Here is a 17,431-nt window from a genome sequence, read left to right as displayed (position 1 = left end):
GCGGGGTACAGCGTGTTTATACGATAGAAACGGTCAATTGGAGTGCTAACGCTATCACTTGCGCGAAAAGTCGACGAATGTCGCGACGACCTGCTCGATTTGCGCACGGCTGACGTCCATGTGCGTGACCATGCGCAGACGCGCGGCGGCACTGAGTTTGATCCCGCGCTTGGCGGCAAAGGCCTTGATGGCCTCGGCCTGGTCGCCCATCTGCACATAAACCATGTTGGTCTGCACCGGTTCGACCTCGAACCCCGCCCCGCGCAGGCCTTCGGCCAGCAACTGCGCGTTGGCATGGTCATCGGCCAGGCGCTCTACGTTGTTATCCAGCGCATACAGGCCTGCCGCCGCGAGAACCCCGGCCTGACGCATGCCGCCACCGACCATCTTGCGCAGGCGCCGGGCCTTGCCGATCAACTCGGCCGAGCCGCAGAGCACCGAACCGACCGGTGCGCCCAGGCCTTTGGACAGGCACACCGAGACGGAATCGAAATACTGGGTGATTTCCCGGGCATCCACACCCAGCTTCACTGCCGCGTTGTACAGACGTGCGCCGTCCAGGTGCAGTTGCAAGCCATGCTCGCGGGTAAAACTGCGCGCCCGTGCCAGGTATTCCAGTGGCAGGACCTTGCCTTGCATGGTGTTTTCCAGCGCCAGCAAACGGGTGCGGGCAAAATGGAAGTCGTCCGGTTTGATCGCAGCTGCGACCTGTGCCAGGTCCAGCGAACCATCGGCCTGCACTTCCAGCGGTTGCGGCTGGATCGAGCCAAGCACCGCCGCGCCACCCCCTTCGTACTTATAAGTGTGGGCCTGCTGGCCGACGATGTATTCGTCACCGCGCTCGCAATGGGCCATCAACCCCAGCAGGTTGCTCATGGTGCCGGTCGGCACGAACAGTGCTGCGGCGAAACCCAGGCGCCTGGCCAGTTCGGCTTCCAGGTGATTGACCGTCGGATCTTCGCCATACACGTCATCGCCGGTGGCGGCCTTGGTCATTGCCTCAAGCATGCCGGCGCAAGGTTGGGTGACGGTGTCGCTGCGAAGATCGATAACACTCATGAATCTGGCCTCGGTAAGCAGGGGAAATCCCTTTCAGGAAAGAATTACTGCGGGCATGGCGACGATTAATCAACCCTTGCGTAGGAAAAGGCCGATTAAACCAACGGAAAAGTCGATGACAATCATCCAAAAGGGGTCATGCGCATACCGCAAATATGTGATAAAAACGCTGCGCCGCCAAACATTTGGGCGGCAAAAACGTTCTCAGGGCGGGGTGCAACTCCCCACCGGCGGTAATTGCGCGCAATGCGCATAGCCCGCGAGCGCTTGGTGACAGCACGGCTTCGGCGGTGCCTGACAGCAAGGTCAGCAGACCCGGTGTGATCCCGGGGCCGACGGTCATAGTCCGGATGAAGAGAGAACGGGATTGACAACAAAGGGCCGTCCGCCGGCATTCGTGCGAGCGTGCGTACCCTCAGATCCCCTTCGATTCATAACGCCCTGTTTTTCACACAAACAGGAGTCAGAACATGCAACCCACCGCAATCGACAGCAAAAGCAAACACCATCAGGGCGAGCGCGTAGCGTTCATCCAGGCCTGCTGGCACAAGGACATTGTCGATCAGAGCCGTAAAGGCTTCGTCGCCGAAATGATTACCCAGGGTTATCAGGAATCCGACATCGATTTCTTCGAAGTCGGCGGCGCCTTTGAAATGCCCCTGCACGCCAAGTTGCTGGCCAAGACGGGGCGTTATGCCGGCATCGTCGCCGCAGCCCTGGTGGTGGACGGCGGGATCTACCGTCACGAGTTCGTCGCCCAGTCGGTGGTCAGCGGCCTGATGCAGGTTCAACTGGAAACCGAAGTGCCGGTGTTCTCGGTGTCCCTGACCCCGCACCACTTCCATGCCGGCGAAGAACACCAGAAGTTCTTCTTCGAGCATTTCCTGCATAAAGGCCAGGAAGCGGCGAAGACCTGTGCGGATACGCTGTTGAAAATCCGTTCGCTGCGCCGCACTGAACCGCGCGCGGTAGCTGTCTAAAAGCCGAAAACCTTGTAGGAGCGAGCTTGCTCGCGATAGTCGTCAACGATAACGCGGGAAGCCTGGCACCCCGCGGCGTTTTCAGATTCATCGCGAGCAAGCTCGCTCCTACAGAGGTTAAATGCCGTAATCAGGCGAGGTTTTCGTCGGTGGTCGGCACGACCAGGATGCCGGCACGCAAACCATTCTTCACCCTGGGGTTCGGGAAGATGATCCGGGCGCCCTCTTCCTCGATGATCCAGCGGGTGTTGGCGATATCTTCCGCCAGCAGGTAACCCACTTCCAGCTCCGAAAAGTTCTCGATGTCCGCCGGCAGGTTCAGGCGGAAGCTGTCGCTGTGCTTGATGATTTCTCGCGCCACGCTGTACAGCTGCAAACCGTCCAGCGCGTCCTCAGTCAGTTCTGGTTCGGTGCCCTCGATGATCTGCTTGAGACGCCTCTCCAGCAGCGAGACGTTGACACCGTCGTTCTGACCGAACGGCCGCGCCTTGCCCAACTCCAGGGTAAAAGCCTCGGCACCCAGCTTGTCGTAGGTATAGGAGCTGAACACGATGGACGGCTTGTTCTGCAGCAACACCGCTTCCATGCCGGCAGCACGCAGGCGCGCCAGTTCCTGACGCGAATGCTGGCGGTCTTCCTTCCACGGGTACAAGGCGAACTGCTCGATTTTCGAACCACGAATCGCCGTGTGCAGGTCGTAGTGCAGGCGCTGGCGATCCGGCAGGCTGAAGAAGCTGGCAGCCAAACGCTCCAGCTCACAGGCGCGCAGGGCTTCGCAACCGCTGCTTTGTTCGTGACGGCCATTGAACAGCCGATTGACGTCCTGCTCGACGAAACGCTCGCCCTTGCGAATCGCTTCCGGGTTACCGAACAGGAACAGAATACGTGCGCGCGGCTTCAGATCGCCACGGGCAATGTCGTGCAACAGGCGATCGAGCAACTCGATCGGCGCTGTTTCGTTGCCATGGATCCCCGCCGAAAGCAGCAGGTCCAGGCCGTTGTCACGGGCTTCAGGTGGCCGGACTTCCAGCGCACCTTCGCTCAACCAGCGCATGCGCACGCCTTCGACAGTCAGTTGAGTCTTCTCCGCCGGTTCGCGGCCGGCGAGGGTCAGTTCAAGCAGTTTGCCGAGGGCGAGCATAGAGCGGTTTCCTTAGTGATCGTGGTTGCAGTCCGGGCCGTGGACGTGTTCCTCGTCGTCACCGAGGTCAGCCGGTTCCATTTCCAGTTGCAGACTTACCAGATTAGTCGCCAATGGGCGCAACAGCAGGTTGGCGTACTCGGCGTCGCCTTCTTCGACGTCCACGCCGATCAGCAACTGGCCACGGCCGTCCTGCTGGATCCACAGCTCTTTACCTTGCCACAGGACCGCGACGCGGGTGCAGGACGTTTCCAGTTGCGTGCCGTCGGTGTCTTCAAGGATCAGCTGCAGGGTATCGCTCATGTCTTTACGCTCTCGTTTGAGATGAATCAGCGCGCTGCCGTAGAAAGCGGCGCGCCGTCGATCAATTGATCTGGAATGGATAAACCGCGCCCAGTTTAAGGATTTGCGTCAGTTCATCCAGTGCCGTCCGGCACTCAAGCAGCAATTGCGGGTCCGCCAGATCGTTTTCGGTCATGCGGTCGCGGTAGTGCTTCTCGACCCATTCGGTCAGTGTGCCGTACAACGGTGCCGTCATGATAACCCCTGGGTTGACGGCCGCCAGTTCGGTTTCGTTGAGCGCGACACGCAGTCGAAGGCAAGCAGGGCCACCGCCGTTCTGCATGCTCTGCTTGAGATCGAAGACTTTCACTTCGCGGATCAGGCCGCCGGAGCTGGTCAAACCCTGCAGGTACTGCCAGACACGCTCGTTGCCACGGCATTCTTCCGGCACGATCAACAGCATGGAGCCGTCAGGACGCGACAGCAGTTGGCTGTTGAACAGGTAGGAACGAACCGCGTCTTCCACGCTGACGGCGGAACGTGGCACACACACAGACTGAAATTTCCCACCGACCTTGGCGAGTTTGCTCTGCAATTCAGCGAGCATTTTCTCGGTCTCGAGGAACGCGTCCTCGTGATAGAACAGCACTTCACCATTACCCACGGCGATCACGTCGTTGTGGAACACGCCCTGATCGATCACCGACGGGTTCTGCTGGGCGTAGACCACGCCGTCATCGCTCAAGCCGTGCAAACGGGCAACGGCCTGGGACGCTTCGAGGGTCTGGCGCGCCGGGTATTTCTGCGGTGCCGGGTAGCGGGTGTCGAACGCACTGCGGCCGAACACGAAGAACTCGACACCGGCTTCGCCGTATTCACGGCAGAAACGCGTGTGGTTGGCCGCGCCTTCGTCACCGAATTGCGCCACGGCCGGCAAGGCGGCGTGGTGGGCGAAGTGTTTCTGGTCAGCGAACATCGCCCCCAGCACGCGGCTGGTGGTCGGGTGTTCGATGCTGCGGTGGTATTTGCAGTTGAGGTTGGCGGCGGTGAAATGCACGCGGCCATCAGCGGTGTCGGCGCTCGGGCTGACGGTCGCGGCGTTGGCCACCCACATGCTCGACGCCGAGCAACTGGCCACCAGCAGCGGCATCGCCTCTTTGGCAGCGCGCTCGATCACTTGAGCGTCGGTGCCGCCAAAGCCCAGGCGACGCAGTGCAGCCACATCCGGGCGCTCTTGCGGTGCCAGTACGCCTTGCTGGAAACCCATTTCCATCAGCGCTTTCATCTTTGCCAGGCCTTGCAGCGCCGCTTCCTTGGGGTTGGAAGACTGCTGGCTGTTGCTCTGGGACGCGACGTTGCCGTAGGACAGGCCGCCGTAGTTATGGGTCGGCCCCACTAGACCGTCAAAATTGACTTCATAGGATTTCATCAGCGAGGCTCCACGAGAATCTGTTGTTATAGGCTTCAGTAACTGTTCTTTTAGACCGGGTCGCGGCCATCGCGAGCGAGCTCGCTCCTACAGTGATTGCGTCGTACACAAGATATGTGAACGCCACCGAACCTGTGGGAGCGGGCTTGCCCGCGATGGGCATCACGCCATCTTCACGCCAGGCGTAAGGGCCGACGGCAATACCAGGCTCGGCGTTTCCAGCGAGGCCACCGGGTACGCGCAGTAATCCGCCGCGTAGTAAGCGCTGGCGCGGTGGTTGCCCGAGGCCCCTACGCCGCCGAATGGCGCGCTGCTCGCGGCACCGGTCAGTTGCTTGTTCCAGTTGACGATACCGGCACGGCTTTCCAGCCAGAATTGCTGGTAACGCGCCTCGGAGTCCGACAGCAGGCCGGCGGCCAGACCGTAGGCGGTGTCGTTGGCTTCAGCGATCGCCGCTTCAAAATCAGCGTAGCGGATCACCTGCAGCAACGGGCCGAACAGCTCTTCGTCAGGACGATCGGCAACGGCGCTCACGTCCAGGATACCCGGGGTCAGCAGGGCCGATTGAGCCTGAGGCTGAGTCATTTCCAGCAGTGCCACGGCGCCGTTGGCCAGCAGATGTTCCTGCGCATCCATCAACGCTTTCGCAGCGCCAAGGGAAACCACCGAGCCCATGAACGGCGCCGGTTGCTGATCGAAGGCTCCGACTGAGAGGGTCGAGCTGACCGCCACCAGGCGCGCCAGCAACGAGTCGCCCCAGGCACCTTGCGGCACCAGCAAGCGACGGGCACAGGTGCAGCGCTGGCCGGCGGAAATGAACGCCGACTGAATGATGGTGTACACCGCGGCATCGAGGTCGGCGACCTGATCGACCACCAGCGGGTTGTTACCGCCCATTTCCAGCGCCAGGATCTTGTCCGGACGACCGGCAAATTGCTGGTGCAGGTGATTGCCGGTGCGGCTGGAACCGGTGAAGAACAGCCCGTCGATGCCCGGGTTCGCCGCCAGGGCGATGCCGGTTTCGCGAGCGCCTTGCAGCAGGTTCAATACGCCGGCCGGCAGGCCAGCCTCGATCCAGCACTTGACCGTCAGTTCAGCGACTTTCGGTGTCAGTTCGCTTGGCTTGAACAGCACGCTGTTACCGGCCAACAGTGCCGGCACGATATGGCCGTTCGGCAGGTGACCTGGGAAGTTGTAAGGGCCAAACACCGCCACCACACCGTGGGGTTTGTGGCGCAGCACAGCGGTGGCATCGCCCAGCGGCCCGCTCTTCTCGCCGGTACGTTCGCGGTAGCTCTGCACCGAGATGGCAATCTTGTTGACCATGCTGGTGACTTCGGTCGCCGCTTCCCACAGGGGTTTGCCGGTTTCTTCGCCGATGGTATGAGCCAATTCGTCAGCGTGATTCTTCAGCGCGGCGGCAAAGGCCTCCAGCACCGAGATACGCTCTTCCAGGGTGCGCCGCGCCCAGTCCGGGAACGCCTGACGCGCCGCTTGCACAGCCGACTCGACCTGACCGGCGGTGGCTCCGACGCCGGACCACAGCACCTGCTGGGTCACCGGGTTCAGCGACTCGAAGGCTTCGCCCCCACCTGCCAGCCATTCACCTGCGATGTAAAGCGACTTCATTATTTCGACTCCCGAGCTGCGGACAACGCCACGGCGCGCACTTGATCGCCCGCGTTGAGTTGAAGACGTTTGGCGGTCAGCGGGTCGACCACCAGGGTGCCGGCGGCCAGACGTGCAGGCGCGGCAGTGATCCGGCAGTCCTCGCGCTTGCGGTTGTGAATGATGAATGGCGTGGCATCGTCACCCGGTGTGCCGACGGCCAGCACCAGCGCCTGGCTGTCGCGCACGGCGCGGATCTTGCCGGTTTCGCACTCGATCGCCGGGCCTGCATCGAAGATATCGACGTAGCCCTGGTAGCTGAAACCTTCGCTCTTGAGCATGGCCAGCGCCGGCTCGGTGTCCGGATGAACCTGACCGATCACGTTGCGCGCATCCGGCGACAGGAAGCAGGTGTACAGCGGGAATTTCGGCATCAGTTCGGCGATGAACGCCTTGTTGCCCACGCCGGTCAGGTAGTCAGCCTGGCTGAATTCCATCTTGAAGAAGTGCCGGCCCAGGCTTTCCCAGAACGGCGAACGCCCGGCCTCGTCTGAAACACCGCGCATTTCGGCAATGATCTTGTTGCCGAACAGTTGCGGGAATTCGGCGATGAACAGCATCCGCGCCTTGGACAGCATGCGACCGTTGAGGCCACTGCGGTAATCGGCGTGCAGGAACAGCGAGCACAGCTCGGAGTTGCCGGTCAGGTCGTTGGCCAGGAACAGCGTCGGGATTTCACGATAGATGTTCAGCTCTTGCGAGGCGCTGACCGTCAGACCGACCCGGAAGTTGTACCAGGGCTCACGCAGGCCAACGGCGCCGGCAATGGCGGAAATGCCCACCACGCGCCCGTCGTCATCTTCGAGCACGAACAGGTAGTCCGCGTCGCCCCGCCCGGCTTCGCCGCGAAAGGTCTTCTCGGCCCAGCCGACCCGATGGGCCAGCCGCTCTTCGTTGGCCGGCAAGGTGGTCAGGCCGGTGCCGGTGCTGCGGGCCAGGTCGATCAGAGCGGGTAAATCGCTGCTGCGTACGGGACGAACAATCATGCTATCTCCTCAAACGGGCCGCTTGCGCCACCCGTGAAACTTCGCTGCTTTCTAAACGAGCAATCAGGCCAGGTCGCTGTTAAACCGCGACCAGGCGCACGCTGGCACCCTCGCCGACACCCAGGGCTTCGGCCGCCTCCAGGTCCAGGGTCACCGGTTTGCCCGGCGCGTAATCGAGCTCGAGCATGACCGCGCGGTAATCCTGCAACTGGGCATTGGCAACCAGGTACTGGCGACCGACGCCTTTGACCGGCTCACCGATCTTCACCGGCACCACACGGCTCTGGGCGATCGAACGGATCCCCGAGACACGGGCATGCAGGGTCGGGCCACCGTCGAAGATGTCGATGTAGTGATCGGTCTCGAAACCTTCGCGCATCAGAATGTCGAAGGTGATCTGCGCGCGGGGGTGCACCTGGCCCATGGCTTCTTGAGCGGAGTCCGGCAGCAGTGGCACGTAGATCGGGTAATGCGGCATCAGTTCGGCAAGGAACGTACGGCTTTTCAGCCCGCACAGACGCTCGGCTTCGGCGTAGTTGAGGTCGAAGAAGTTGCGGCCGATGGCATCCCAGAACGGCGAGTCGCCGTTTTCATCGCTGTAACCGACAATTTCGGTCACCACGGAATCGGCAAAACGCTCCGGATGGCTGGCCACGAACAGCAAACGGCCACGGGAGTTGAGCTCCGACCAAGGCGACCCCACCAACTCGCGCTGCACATAGAAGCTGGTCAGCAAGCTGTTGCCGGTCAGGTCGTGGCACTGGGAGAGCACGTGGATCTTGTTGTGAATCTTCAGCTCGCGGGAAGCGTGCACGAAGGTTTCGTTGCGAAAGCTGTAGAACGGCTCGGAGTAACCGGCCGACGCCACGATGGCCGAGCAACCGACCAGCTTGCCGGTAGCGGAGTCTTCGAGGACGAAGAAATAGCTTTCCTCACCGTTGAAACTCACTTCGGCGGCGAACGAGGCTTCGCTTGCCGCGATCTTGTCGCTCAGGCGCTCAACGTCATCCGGCAAGGAAGTGACACCAATCGGACTGTCCGCAGCCAGACGCTGTACCTCGCCCAGATCAGCCATTTGCGCGGGGCGCATCACCAGCATGGTGTCACTCCTTTCTAAAACTCTTTTGAGGGAAATAAGCCGGGGCCGCCTTGGAACTCCTGTGGGAGCGAGCTTGCTCGCGATGGAGTGTCAGTCGACACCAATGTGGCTGATCCACCATCGCGAGCAAGCTCGCTCCTACAGTAAAGCGGGCCCGGCATAAAAATTGGGTTCGACGCCTGAAAGATCAGGCGTCGAAGGGTCTATCAGGCTTGCGTCAGTTTTGCCGCGGCACGTTCGAAGCGGTCCAGACCGGCATCGATATCGGCGTCTTCCACCACCAGGCTCGGGGCGAAACGCACCACGTCCGGGCCGGCTTGCAGAATCATCAGGCCTTCTTGTTCAGCGGCGTTGAAGATGTCCTTGGCCTTGCCTTTCCAGGCATCGCTCAGCACACAGCCGATCAACAGACCCAGGCCACGGACCTGGGTGAACAGGCCGTATTTCTCGCCGATCTGCTCAAGGCGTGCCTTGAACTTGTCGTGCTTGGCATTGACGCCAGCCAGCACCTCTGGGGTGTTGATCACGTCGATCACCGCACCTGCGACAGCGCACGCCAGCGGGTTGCCGCCGTAAGTGGTGCCGTGGGTGCCGACGACCAGGTGCTTGGCCAGGTCTTCGGTGGTCAGCATGGCGGCGATCGGGAAACCACCGCCCAGGCTCTTGGCGCTGGTCAGGATGTCCGGGATCACGCCGTAATGCTGGTAGGCGAACAGGTGGCCGGTACGGCCCATGCCGGTTTGCACTTCGTCGAACACCAGCAGCGCGTTGTGCTCGTTGCACAGTTCGCGGGCGCCTTGCAGGTAGGCCAGTTCGGCCGGCAGTACGCCGCCCTCACCTTGAATAGGCTCCAGGACCACGGCGCAGGTCTTGTCGGAAACAGCAGCTTTCAACGCAGCCAGATCGTTGTATGGCACGTGGGTGATGCCGGTGATCTTCGGACCGAAGCCATCGGAATACTTCGACTGGCCACCGACATTCACGGTGAACAGGGTACGGCCGTGGAAGCTGTTGAGCGCGGCGATGATCTCGTACTTCTCGCTGCCATAACGGTCGAACGCGACACGACGGGCCAGCTTGAAGGCGGCCTCGTTGGCTTCGGCGCCGGAGTTGCAGAAGAAGGCGCGCTCGGCAAAGGTGGCGTCGACCAGCTTGTGCGCCAGGCGCAGGGCCGGCTCATTGGTGAACACGTTGGACACGTGCCACAGCTTGTTCGCCTGCTCGGTCAAGGCACCGACCAGCGCCGGATGCGCGTGACCCAATACGTTGACGGCAATCCCGCCGGCGAAGTCGATCAGCTCGCGACCGGACTGGTCCCAAACGCGGGAACCGGCGCCACGCACAGGAATGAATGCGGCAGGCGCATAGTTGGGAACCATTACCTGATCGAAATCGGCGCGTTGTACCGCAGCGTGCTCAACGGACATCGGAGTCTCCTGAAGAGAAAACACTCGCCTGAAACTGGCGAGCTTGGTGAGGATTGTAAGGACAGTTTTCAGCCCGGCCTTGCCGCCAAGCGACAACTTCTTATAGCGCAAACCCCGGATTTTCCCGGGTTTACGGCAATGCGACATATAGGGTCGCAAAGGCGCAGTTTAACTGGCGGCGGACGTTTGCGGCAGGCTTGCTGCGTTGTAACTCATGGCAATGACCCGAGTGCGGTAAATATGTACCGCACAGCGTCCGGGTTCGCGCGGTTTCCTAAGGGCCTCATCCCACTTCGATGGTCACCTTAACCGCATGAATACCCAACATACCGACATTGCTAGCGACGCCTTCAGGCCAGACGCTCACTATCAGCACTTGAGCAACGTGATCCCCTCCTGGCTCCGCCAAGCAACGCCTCAACGGCGTGAGGCACTGCGCAACAGCGCGCCAGGCATTCCGGCCGGGCTCAAGGACGCTCCACCCCATCAGCATGCAGAACTGGGCAAACTCATTGCCCGTCATGTGACCAGCCAGAACCAGGTTGATCAAATGATGGCAAAGCTGCAGAGCCCCGCCGACTTCGCCGAACCACTTCTCGAAACGGCGCTCAAGACCCGATTCGGCCTGGAACTGGACGCTCGTAAAACGTTCCTTCGCCTTTACATCCCGGCTCACATCCCATGGCTTCGGCTGAAATCCGGCGCTGCGCGCACCTGGACGGTGTCCCTGCTGGATGCCGCACTGCACAATTTTGAAAGCACCGAAACCAAAGCAGACGCCTTCGAGCCCGCCTCGACTTACATCACGCCCCCCTCTGCTACCGGGCAATTCAATACATTGCCGCAGATACTGGAAAAGATGCCCATCACGGCTTTTACCAGCCTCTGCCGGGAACTGGACATTGGCCAGCGCTATAAAGAGTATCTGGACGACAACCTTGGCATCAGCAATCCCGTGGCCGCGGCAATACTGAAATCGAAAATTCACGACAGCCAGAAAACCGCACTCACCGCTGCCCTGCACATGGCGCAGATGCAAAAATTGCTGGGCAGTGACGTCCACCGACTGACTCTTGGCTTGCTCGACAACCTGCCTTCTTTACGTTTGCATGGTCTGCCCTGGGGCTACCATGAACTGACAATCATGAACGCTCGCCTGACCGGCATCGTTTTGTTTGCACCGGATCTGGAGCGCGCAACAGAAGTGGTCAGAGTGGTGGCCTACATTCCTGACGACCCCGAACACCCGATCAAGGAATACAGTTCAACCGCCGCATTCGCCGAGGAACTTGGTCAGCGCTTGCGTGCTCCCGAATACCAACAGTTTTTCAGTCGATTCATCAATCATGAGGATCGTGGGTACTTTTTCGCGCAGTTGAACAACGAGCTATCACCTTTAACCTGGCAGCCTGTTCCACCGGGCGATCCGCACCCGACCTGGCGAGAGCGCCCCAACCAACGTCCCGACTTGCACATTGCGGCCACACCGGTGAAAGACGATCTCTTGACCCACCTCTATCAGAGCAAGCTCAACAAGATCCTCAACGATGCGCGAGTGATCGCCGTGTCCACCGCAACAGTCGACCAGAGAGCCCGCTGGGCGTTATGGGACTCCTTTACGGAAATAGCTTCGACCCTGCTGAACATCGCGGCCTTTATTGCCCTGCCGTTCGTACCCTTCCTTGGCGAGTTGATGCTGGCCTACATGGCCTACCAGTTGCTCGACGAAACCTTCGAAAGCATTGTTGACTGGGCCGAGGGCCACACCACCGAGGCTTTCGAGCATTTCATGGGCGTTGTTGAATCCGCCGTACAACTGGGCACCTTTGCGGTGGGTGGCGTGATCGCGGCGGGAGAATTTCGCGCGATCCTGCCCAAGGAAATTGTGCAGTTCATCGACCGTTTCAATTCGGTGAAGCGGCCCAATGGCGAAACCCGCTATTGGAAACCCGACCTGACCGCCTACGAGCACCCCGCCACACTCCCGGCAGACTCAAAACCGGATTCACTCGGACTGCACAGGCATCAAGGTAAAACCCTGTTACCCCTGGAAGGCAAAAACTACGCCGTCAGCGAGGACTCCGTCATCGGCGAGTACCGCATCGACCACCCCTCCCGCCCTGACACCTACAAACCACAACTGCGGCACAACGGCACCGGCGCCTGGCAAACCGAACTCGACCAGCCGTTGAGCTGGGACCAGGCCACCGTGCTGCACCGTATCGGCCCGGACATGCAGCGATTTTCGGCCAGCACCCGCGAGCGCATCCTCAGCATCAGCGGCAGCCACGAAGATACCCTGCGCAAGATACACGTGCATGCCGGGCAGGTGCCGCCGTTACTGGCCGACACACTCAAACGCTTCAGGATCGATCAGGACATACAAACCTTTATTGATCAGATCGGCAGCGACCAGCCGGAGCACTTCCTCAAGGCGGATCCCGTGACACAGCTGGAACTGCTCAATGAAAACGGTTACTGGCCGGCAAACAAAGGCCTGCGACTGATCGACGAAAATGCGCAAACCCTTTGGCAAAGCCCGGCGCCCGATGTACCCGTGGTGGAAATCGACGCCACCCGCCTCACCGACGGCGACCTGCTGAAAACCTTTCTCCTGACCCTGTCGGACAGCGAAGCCAGAACGCTGATGGGCGAAGAATTCGGTCACCCCTCCCCTGGCCTGGAAAACCGGGCGCAGCGGTTGCGCAAGATACTCGCGCGGCTTGCCGAACAGAAACGGCAAGGCCTGTTCGATCAGCGTTATCGCAGACTCGAACGTGGCGCTCAAGGCCCCATACAAGCAGTCATGGATGCTGAGCCCGGACTACCAAGCAGCGTTGCAGAAGCGATTGTGAACACAGCAAACGAACAGGAACTGCAACAGCTGAAAAAACCAACCATTTCCCCTCGCCTGGTCGAGCTGAGCCAGGAGGCCAGATTACAAGTACGGGTGACACGCGCCTACGAGGGGCTTGATTTGCCATCGACCGAGAACAACCTCGACACCGACCGGCTGGCCTTGCACACCCTGGAAAAACTGCCAGGCTGGACGGGACAGCTACGACTGGAAGTCCGCCAGTACGCCCATGAAGGCCTCCTGATCGACAGCGTTGGCAGTGCCGACGCGCCCCTGCGTAAAGTGCTGGTGCTCAGAGTAGAAGGCGAGTATCAGGCGTTCGATCAAGACGGCGAAGAACTCAGCGGCATGGACTCGCTTTACGCATGCCTATTACAGGCCATGCCGGACAGTGAACGCACCGCCCTGAACCTTCATATCGGTGAAGGTGAACGACTCAAACAGTTAATTCGCAATCACGCCTTGAGCCGTGACGCATTAAGCTCGCTGCTGGCTCGACACCCCAACCTCAAACCCACCTACGACCCAAAGGTAATGCGCTTGCTCGGTGGCGGTGACGGGTATCGTCAAATGCCACGCAACACACCTACCTTGCAAGCTCGGGCTCAGACACTGTTCCCCCATCTATCCGCCGAAGAGCTCGACGCCTTCGTCGAACGCCTGCAACAGCACCCAAACGGACCGCGGGCAGAACTGAATCGGCTTATGGTTCAACACACGCAGCTCCAGGAAACGCTTTCTTCCTGGCGCGACGAAATTCCGCTGTTTATTCCAGACACACAACTCAGGGTCACTCCCGAGCAATTCGCTGCACAAAAGCAGGTCCGTCGACAGTTCACCATCGACCTGATGGACTGCTGGCGACAGCAATGGACCCTTCCCGAGACCGCGCTTGAAAGAGTCGACTTCAACTTCTTCCAACCGATCATCGGCGAATTGCCAGCCCTGAGCACCGACTTCAGCGGCGTCACAATGCTTACACTGGAAGGCAGCAGCGCCACGCGGGGCATGCATGAGTTTCTGCGCAGCTTTACCGGTTTACGCATCCTGAAACTGCGCGATTTCAACCTTGGCCACTTACCGGACACCCTTCCATCGTTGCAACTCGAAGAACTCATTCTGAGCAATTGCGCGATCACCCTCAGCCCCGAAAGCCAGGTCGGGCTCGCGGGCCTGCATCGGTTGACCACAATGGACCTGTACAAGAACCCCTTGGGCATGACACCCGATGTCGGCAGCATGCCCGATTTGAATTACATCGACTTATCGCAGACGGGCATTACTGAACTCCCGCGCGAATTATTGACTCGCCCACGCCTGCGCACCGCCCTGCTCAATAACAACCAGATCAAAGAGTTGCCCAGCGCATTGTTCACACTGCAACAACGCACCCAGGAGGGTTTCGACCTGGGCAACAATCCGCTTTCAAACGCAGCCCGCGAACGCCTCAAACAGCACTTCCAGCAGACCCGTCAGGACTTCGGTATCTTTGCCGAAGAAACAGATATCCACCGCGCGCAGGCACTGTACCCCTGGATGGACCAGGAAGATGCCAGCAAATTCGTCTACAAACTGCCCGGGACCCTGGATGAGGGTCGAGTCGAACTGACCCGCCTGGAAGTCGAACTCACCACCTTGGAGAACGACCTGTCGGCCTGGACCGGCAATATTCCCGCCGTCCACCCCCACAGCAATCAACCGTTCACTGCCCAGCAACTGCTGATCGAACATTCGACGCGGGACGCATTCAGAGAGTCCGTACTGCGCTGCTGGCGCCGGGAAAGCGACCCGGAGGACTTCGACGTTTCACTGCAAGCAACTACTTATGACCTGAGTCTGGAGACACGGATTACCGGTAACTTGCCGACACTGAGCGCAGACTTCAGCCATGTTTCTCTGGTTTACCTGAGTAGCGAGAGTGGCCTGACCACAGGCGTCACCGGATTCCTGGAGTGCTTCCCCAAACTCAAGACCCTCGTTATCAACGACTTCAGGCTAGGCGATATCCCGGAGGCGATCTTCCGGATGAGCGATTTGAGATCGCTCAATCTCCTCAACTGCAACATCACCCTGACCCCGCAGTCTGCCCTGAACCTGGCCGAGATGGCCCGCCTGGAATTCATCGACTTGAGGAACAATCCGCTGGGGCTGGCTCCGGATATCAGCCAGATGGCGGACCTGGCGACCCTGCAACTGGACAACTGCGGGCTCACCGAATTACCCGCTGGACTGTTGCAGCTCAAGAGCCTGGAAACCGTAGACCTGAGCGACAACGCAATCAGCCGGATACCCGCCGACGTCCTCGAACTGCCGCTGGAAGTCGCCGAAAGCATCAACTTGCGGGGCAATCCGTTCTCCGAAGACAGCCTGCAGACCCTGATCGAGTATTTCAGGCTGACCAGTGTCGACTTCGGCATTCAGGAAGTGATCGATCGGGCAGAATTGGAGGTGTCGACGTCCGAGGCGTCCGAACCGGAAGACTGATCGGGATCAGGTACTGATCAGCCGCGTTCCGGCGGCACCGATGACAATTCGAACGGGCTGCTGCTGCGCCGCTGGTTGCGATCTTCCCGCGGCGTGGCACCGAAGAAATTGCGGTAGGCGCTGGAGAAATGCGGCCCCGAGGAGAAGCCACAGGACAGGCCGATCTGGATGATCGACTTGCTGGTTTGCATCAACATCTGCCGGGCCTTGTTCAGGCGCAGTTCCAGGTAATACTGGCTCGGCACGCGGTTGAGGTATTGCTTGAAGATCCGCTCCAGCTGCCGACGGGATACGCACACGTGCTGGGCGATTTCGTCGGTGGTCAGCGGTTCTTCGATGTTGGCTTCCATGAGCAACACTGCTTGTGTGAGCTTCGGATGGCTGGAACCCAGGCGGTTCTGCAACGGAATGCGCTGGCGTTCGCCGCCCTCGCGGATGCGCTCGACCACCAGTTCTTCGGATACCGCACCGGCCAGTTCCGCACCGTGATCGCGGGCCAGCACGGCCAGCAACAAGTCGAGCACCGACATCCCGCCGCATGCGGTCAGGCGATCGCGATCCCAGTCGAACAAGTGACTGGTGGCGATGACCTTCGGAAAGCGCTCGGCGAAATCGTCCTGCCAGCGCCAATGCACAGCCGCGCGATAACCGTCGAGCAAACCCAACTGCGCCAGCGGGTAAACACCGGCCGACAGACCGCCGATCACGCAACCGGAACGCACCAGTTGCTTGAGCGCACTGCTGAGCGCCGGCGCCAGTGTGGTCGGTGGTTCGTCAGCGAGCAGGAACAGTTTCTGGAAGTTTTCGAGCTTGCCGGTCCACGCCTCACCCGGCAATTGCCAGGCGCTTTCGCTCGGCGCTTCGGCCTGCAGGAACGACAGCTCGTAAACCACGTCCGGATGCACACGCTGGGCAACACGCAAGGCCTCCTCAGCCAGCGCAAGCGTCAGTGCTTTAGTGCTGGGCCAAATCAGGAAACCAATTCGATGGGCAGTCATGGGCGAGCGATCCGAAGCGAAGAACAGTGATGAAGGCATGGGCCAATGCTAGCCCGTAAATGAACACAAATCGCAAAACCGGCAAAGATCAAATGTGGGAGCGGGCTTGCTCGCGAAAGCGGTGGTTCAGACAGCAATGATGTTGACTGACACCCCGCCTTCGCGAGCAAGCCCGCTCCCACAGGGGATCCGGGCCAGCCTTTAGACTGCGAAGCATGCACTATCGCAGTGCACAACGTCAGTTCTGATTACTTCAGGCTACCCGACAGGAATTGCTGCAGACGCTCGGATTGCGGGTTCACCAGCACTTCGCGCGGGTTACCGCTTTCTTCAACCACACCTTTGTGCAGGAACACCAACTGGTTCGACACTTCACGGGCGAAGCCCATTTCGTGGGTCACCACGACCATGGTCCGGCCTTCCTGGGCCAGAGCCTGCATGACTTTCAACACGTCGCCAACCAGCTCCGGGTCGAGGGCCGAGGTCGGTTCGTCGAACAGCATCACCTCAGGCTCCATCGCCAGCGCACGGGCAATCGCCACGCGCTGCTGCTCGCCGCCGGACATGTGCCCAGGGTAAGCATCCTTGCGATGGGCCACGCCTACCTTGTTCAGGTAGTGTTCGGCCTTCTCGCGCGCTTCAGCCTTGGACACGCCAAGCACATGCACCGGCGCTTCCATGATGTTTTCCAGCGCGGTCATGTGCGACCACAGGTTGAAATGCTGGAACACCATCGACAGGCGCGAACGCATGCGTTGCAGCTGCTTCGGGTCGGCGGCCTTCAGCGCGCCGTCCTTGTTCGCCACCAGCTTCAACTCTTCGTTGTTGAGCAGAATCCTGCCCGCGTGCGGCTGCTCCAGCAGGTTGATGCAACGCAGGAAAGTACTTTTGCCGGAGCCACTGGAACCGATGATGCTGATCACATCGCCGGCTGCCGCTTTCAGGGACACGCCCTTGAGCACTTCGTGACTGCCATAGCGTTTATGCAGGTCTTGGACTTCAAGTTTGTACATGCTGTCGG

The 17,431-nt window shown here is 60.3% G+C and carries 12 protein-coding genes and 1 riboswitch; of the genes, 2 read left to right on the top strand and 10 right to left on the bottom strand.

Features of this window, described 5'->3' with window-relative positions; genetic code table 11:
• Positions 1 to 54: 54 nt before the first annotated feature.
• Positions 55 to 1,059 carry a low-specificity L-threonine aldolase gene (ltaE, locus tag AC1RP7_RS10985; RefSeq protein WP_218494338.1) on the bottom strand — a complete coding sequence of 335 codons (1,005 nt, stop codon included), beginning with the start codon at positions 1,057 to 1,059 and terminating at the stop codon, positions 55 to 57.
• Between the two features lie 196 nt (positions 1,060 to 1,255).
• A riboswitch (FMN riboswitch) is annotated at positions 1,256 to 1,426 on the top strand.
• A gap of 103 nt (positions 1,427 to 1,529) precedes the next feature.
• Here ltaE and AC1RP7_RS10980 point away from each other — a divergent pair.
• Complete coding sequence (locus AC1RP7_RS10980) at positions 1,530 to 2,039, top strand: 6,7-dimethyl-8-ribityllumazine synthase (RefSeq protein WP_057713615.1); 510 nt, start codon at positions 1,530 to 1,532, stop codon at positions 2,037 to 2,039.
• 130 nt (positions 2,040 to 2,169) lie between these two features.
• Here AC1RP7_RS10980 and astE read toward each other — a convergent pair whose 3' ends face one another.
• The 7 genes from astE to AC1RP7_RS10945 all read right to left on the bottom strand — a co-directional run bounded on the left by astE (position 2,170) and on the right by AC1RP7_RS10945 (position 10,071).
• Complete coding sequence (gene astE / locus AC1RP7_RS10975; protein WP_489339095.1) at positions 2,170 to 3,180, bottom strand: succinylglutamate desuccinylase; 1,011 nt, start codon at positions 3,178 to 3,180, stop codon at positions 2,170 to 2,172.
• A gap of 12 nt (positions 3,181 to 3,192) precedes the next feature.
• Positions 3,193 to 3,483, bottom strand: a complete 291-nt coding sequence (locus AC1RP7_RS10970; protein WP_090457332.1) for a topoisomerase II — start codon at positions 3,481 to 3,483, stop codon at positions 3,193 to 3,195.
• Between the two features lie 61 nt (positions 3,484 to 3,544).
• Entirely contained in the window at positions 3,545 to 4,891 is a 1,347-nt protein-coding gene (gene astB / locus AC1RP7_RS10965) for an N-succinylarginine dihydrolase (RefSeq protein ID WP_057713613.1), read from the bottom strand.
• Between the two features lie 162 nt (positions 4,892 to 5,053).
• Positions 5,054 to 6,523, bottom strand: coding sequence for a succinylglutamate-semialdehyde dehydrogenase (gene astD / locus AC1RP7_RS10960; RefSeq protein WP_198530256.1), 1,470 nt, complete (start codon positions 6,521 to 6,523; stop codon positions 5,054 to 5,056).
• Entirely contained in the window at positions 6,520 to 7,545 is a 1,026-nt protein-coding gene (gene astA / locus AC1RP7_RS10955; protein ID WP_057713611.1) for an arginine N-succinyltransferase, read from the bottom strand. The genes astD and astA overlap by 4 nt, the downstream gene beginning before the upstream one ends.
• A gap of 79 nt (positions 7,546 to 7,624) precedes the next feature.
• Positions 7,625 to 8,644, bottom strand: a complete 1,020-nt coding sequence (aruF, locus tag AC1RP7_RS10950; RefSeq protein ID WP_046042322.1) for an arginine/ornithine succinyltransferase subunit alpha — start codon at positions 8,642 to 8,644, stop codon at positions 7,625 to 7,627.
• A 206-nt stretch (positions 8,645 to 8,850) separates the two neighbouring features.
• Positions 8,851 to 10,071: an aspartate aminotransferase family protein gene (locus AC1RP7_RS10945; RefSeq protein ID WP_057713610.1), complete on the bottom strand. Its 1,221-nt coding sequence runs from the start codon at positions 10,069 to 10,071 to the stop codon at positions 8,851 to 8,853.
• A gap of 313 nt (positions 10,072 to 10,384) precedes the next feature.
• On the opposite strand from AC1RP7_RS10945, the gene AC1RP7_RS10940 reads away from it, so the two are divergent.
• On the top strand, positions 10,385 to 15,412 hold the full coding sequence (locus AC1RP7_RS10940) for a dermonecrotic toxin domain-containing protein (protein WP_493181154.1): 5,028 nt from the start codon (positions 10,385 to 10,387) through the stop codon (positions 15,410 to 15,412).
• A 17-nt stretch (positions 15,413 to 15,429) separates the two neighbouring features.
• Here the strand turns inward: AC1RP7_RS10940 and argR are convergent, their stop codons facing one another.
• Positions 15,430 to 16,410: a transcriptional regulator ArgR gene (gene argR, locus AC1RP7_RS10935; protein WP_057713608.1), complete on the bottom strand. Its 981-nt coding sequence runs from the start codon at positions 16,408 to 16,410 to the stop codon at positions 15,430 to 15,432.
• A gap of 248 nt (positions 16,411 to 16,658) precedes the next feature.
• The gene (locus AC1RP7_RS10930) at positions 16,659 to 17,423 is read right to left on the bottom strand and encodes an ABC transporter ATP-binding protein (protein ID WP_057713607.1); all 765 of its coding nucleotides are present in this window, start codon (positions 17,421 to 17,423) and stop codon (positions 16,659 to 16,661) included.
• Positions 17,424 to 17,431: the final 8 nt, after the last annotated feature.

This window comes from Pseudomonas sp. GW822-FHT01E03 (assembly GCF_058802985.1).
This window is presented reverse-complemented; position numbering and strand designations above follow the sequence as displayed.

Excerpts from the sequence above, each read along its gene's own strand:
- astA (WP_057713611.1), bottom strand. The coding sequence starts at position 7,545 with ATGATTGTTCGTCCCGTACGCAGCAGCGATTTACCCGCTCTGATCGAC.
- astE (WP_489339095.1), bottom strand. The coding sequence starts at position 3,180 with ATGCTCGCCCTCGGCAAACTGCTTGAACTGACCCTCGCCGGCCGCGAA.
- AC1RP7_RS10940 (WP_493181154.1), top strand. The coding sequence starts at position 10,385 with ATGAATACCCAACATACCGACATTGCTAGCGACGCCTTCAGGCCAGAC.
- aruF (WP_046042322.1), bottom strand. The coding sequence starts at position 8,644 with ATGCTGGTGATGCGCCCCGCGCAAATGGCTGATCTGGGCGAGGTACAG.
- AC1RP7_RS10980 (WP_057713615.1), top strand. The coding sequence starts at position 1,530 with ATGCAACCCACCGCAATCGACAGCAAAAGCAAACACCATCAGGGCGAG.
- AC1RP7_RS10970 (WP_090457332.1), bottom strand. The coding sequence starts at position 3,483 with ATGAGCGATACCCTGCAGCTGATCCTTGAAGACACCGACGGCACGCAA.
- ltaE (WP_218494338.1), bottom strand. The coding sequence starts at position 1,059 with ATGAGTGTTATCGATCTTCGCAGCGACACCGTCACCCAACCTTGCGCC.
- astB (WP_057713613.1), bottom strand. The coding sequence starts at position 4,891 with ATGAAATCCTATGAAGTCAATTTTGACGGTCTAGTGGGGCCGACCCAT.
- AC1RP7_RS10945 (WP_057713610.1), bottom strand. The coding sequence starts at position 10,071 with ATGTCCGTTGAGCACGCTGCGGTACAACGCGCCGATTTCGATCAGGTA.
- AC1RP7_RS10930 (WP_057713607.1), bottom strand. The coding sequence starts at position 17,423 with ATGTACAAACTTGAAGTCCAAGACCTGCATAAACGCTATGGCAGTCAC.
- argR (WP_057713608.1), bottom strand. The coding sequence starts at position 16,410 with ATGACTGCCCATCGAATTGGTTTCCTGATTTGGCCCAGCACTAAAGCA.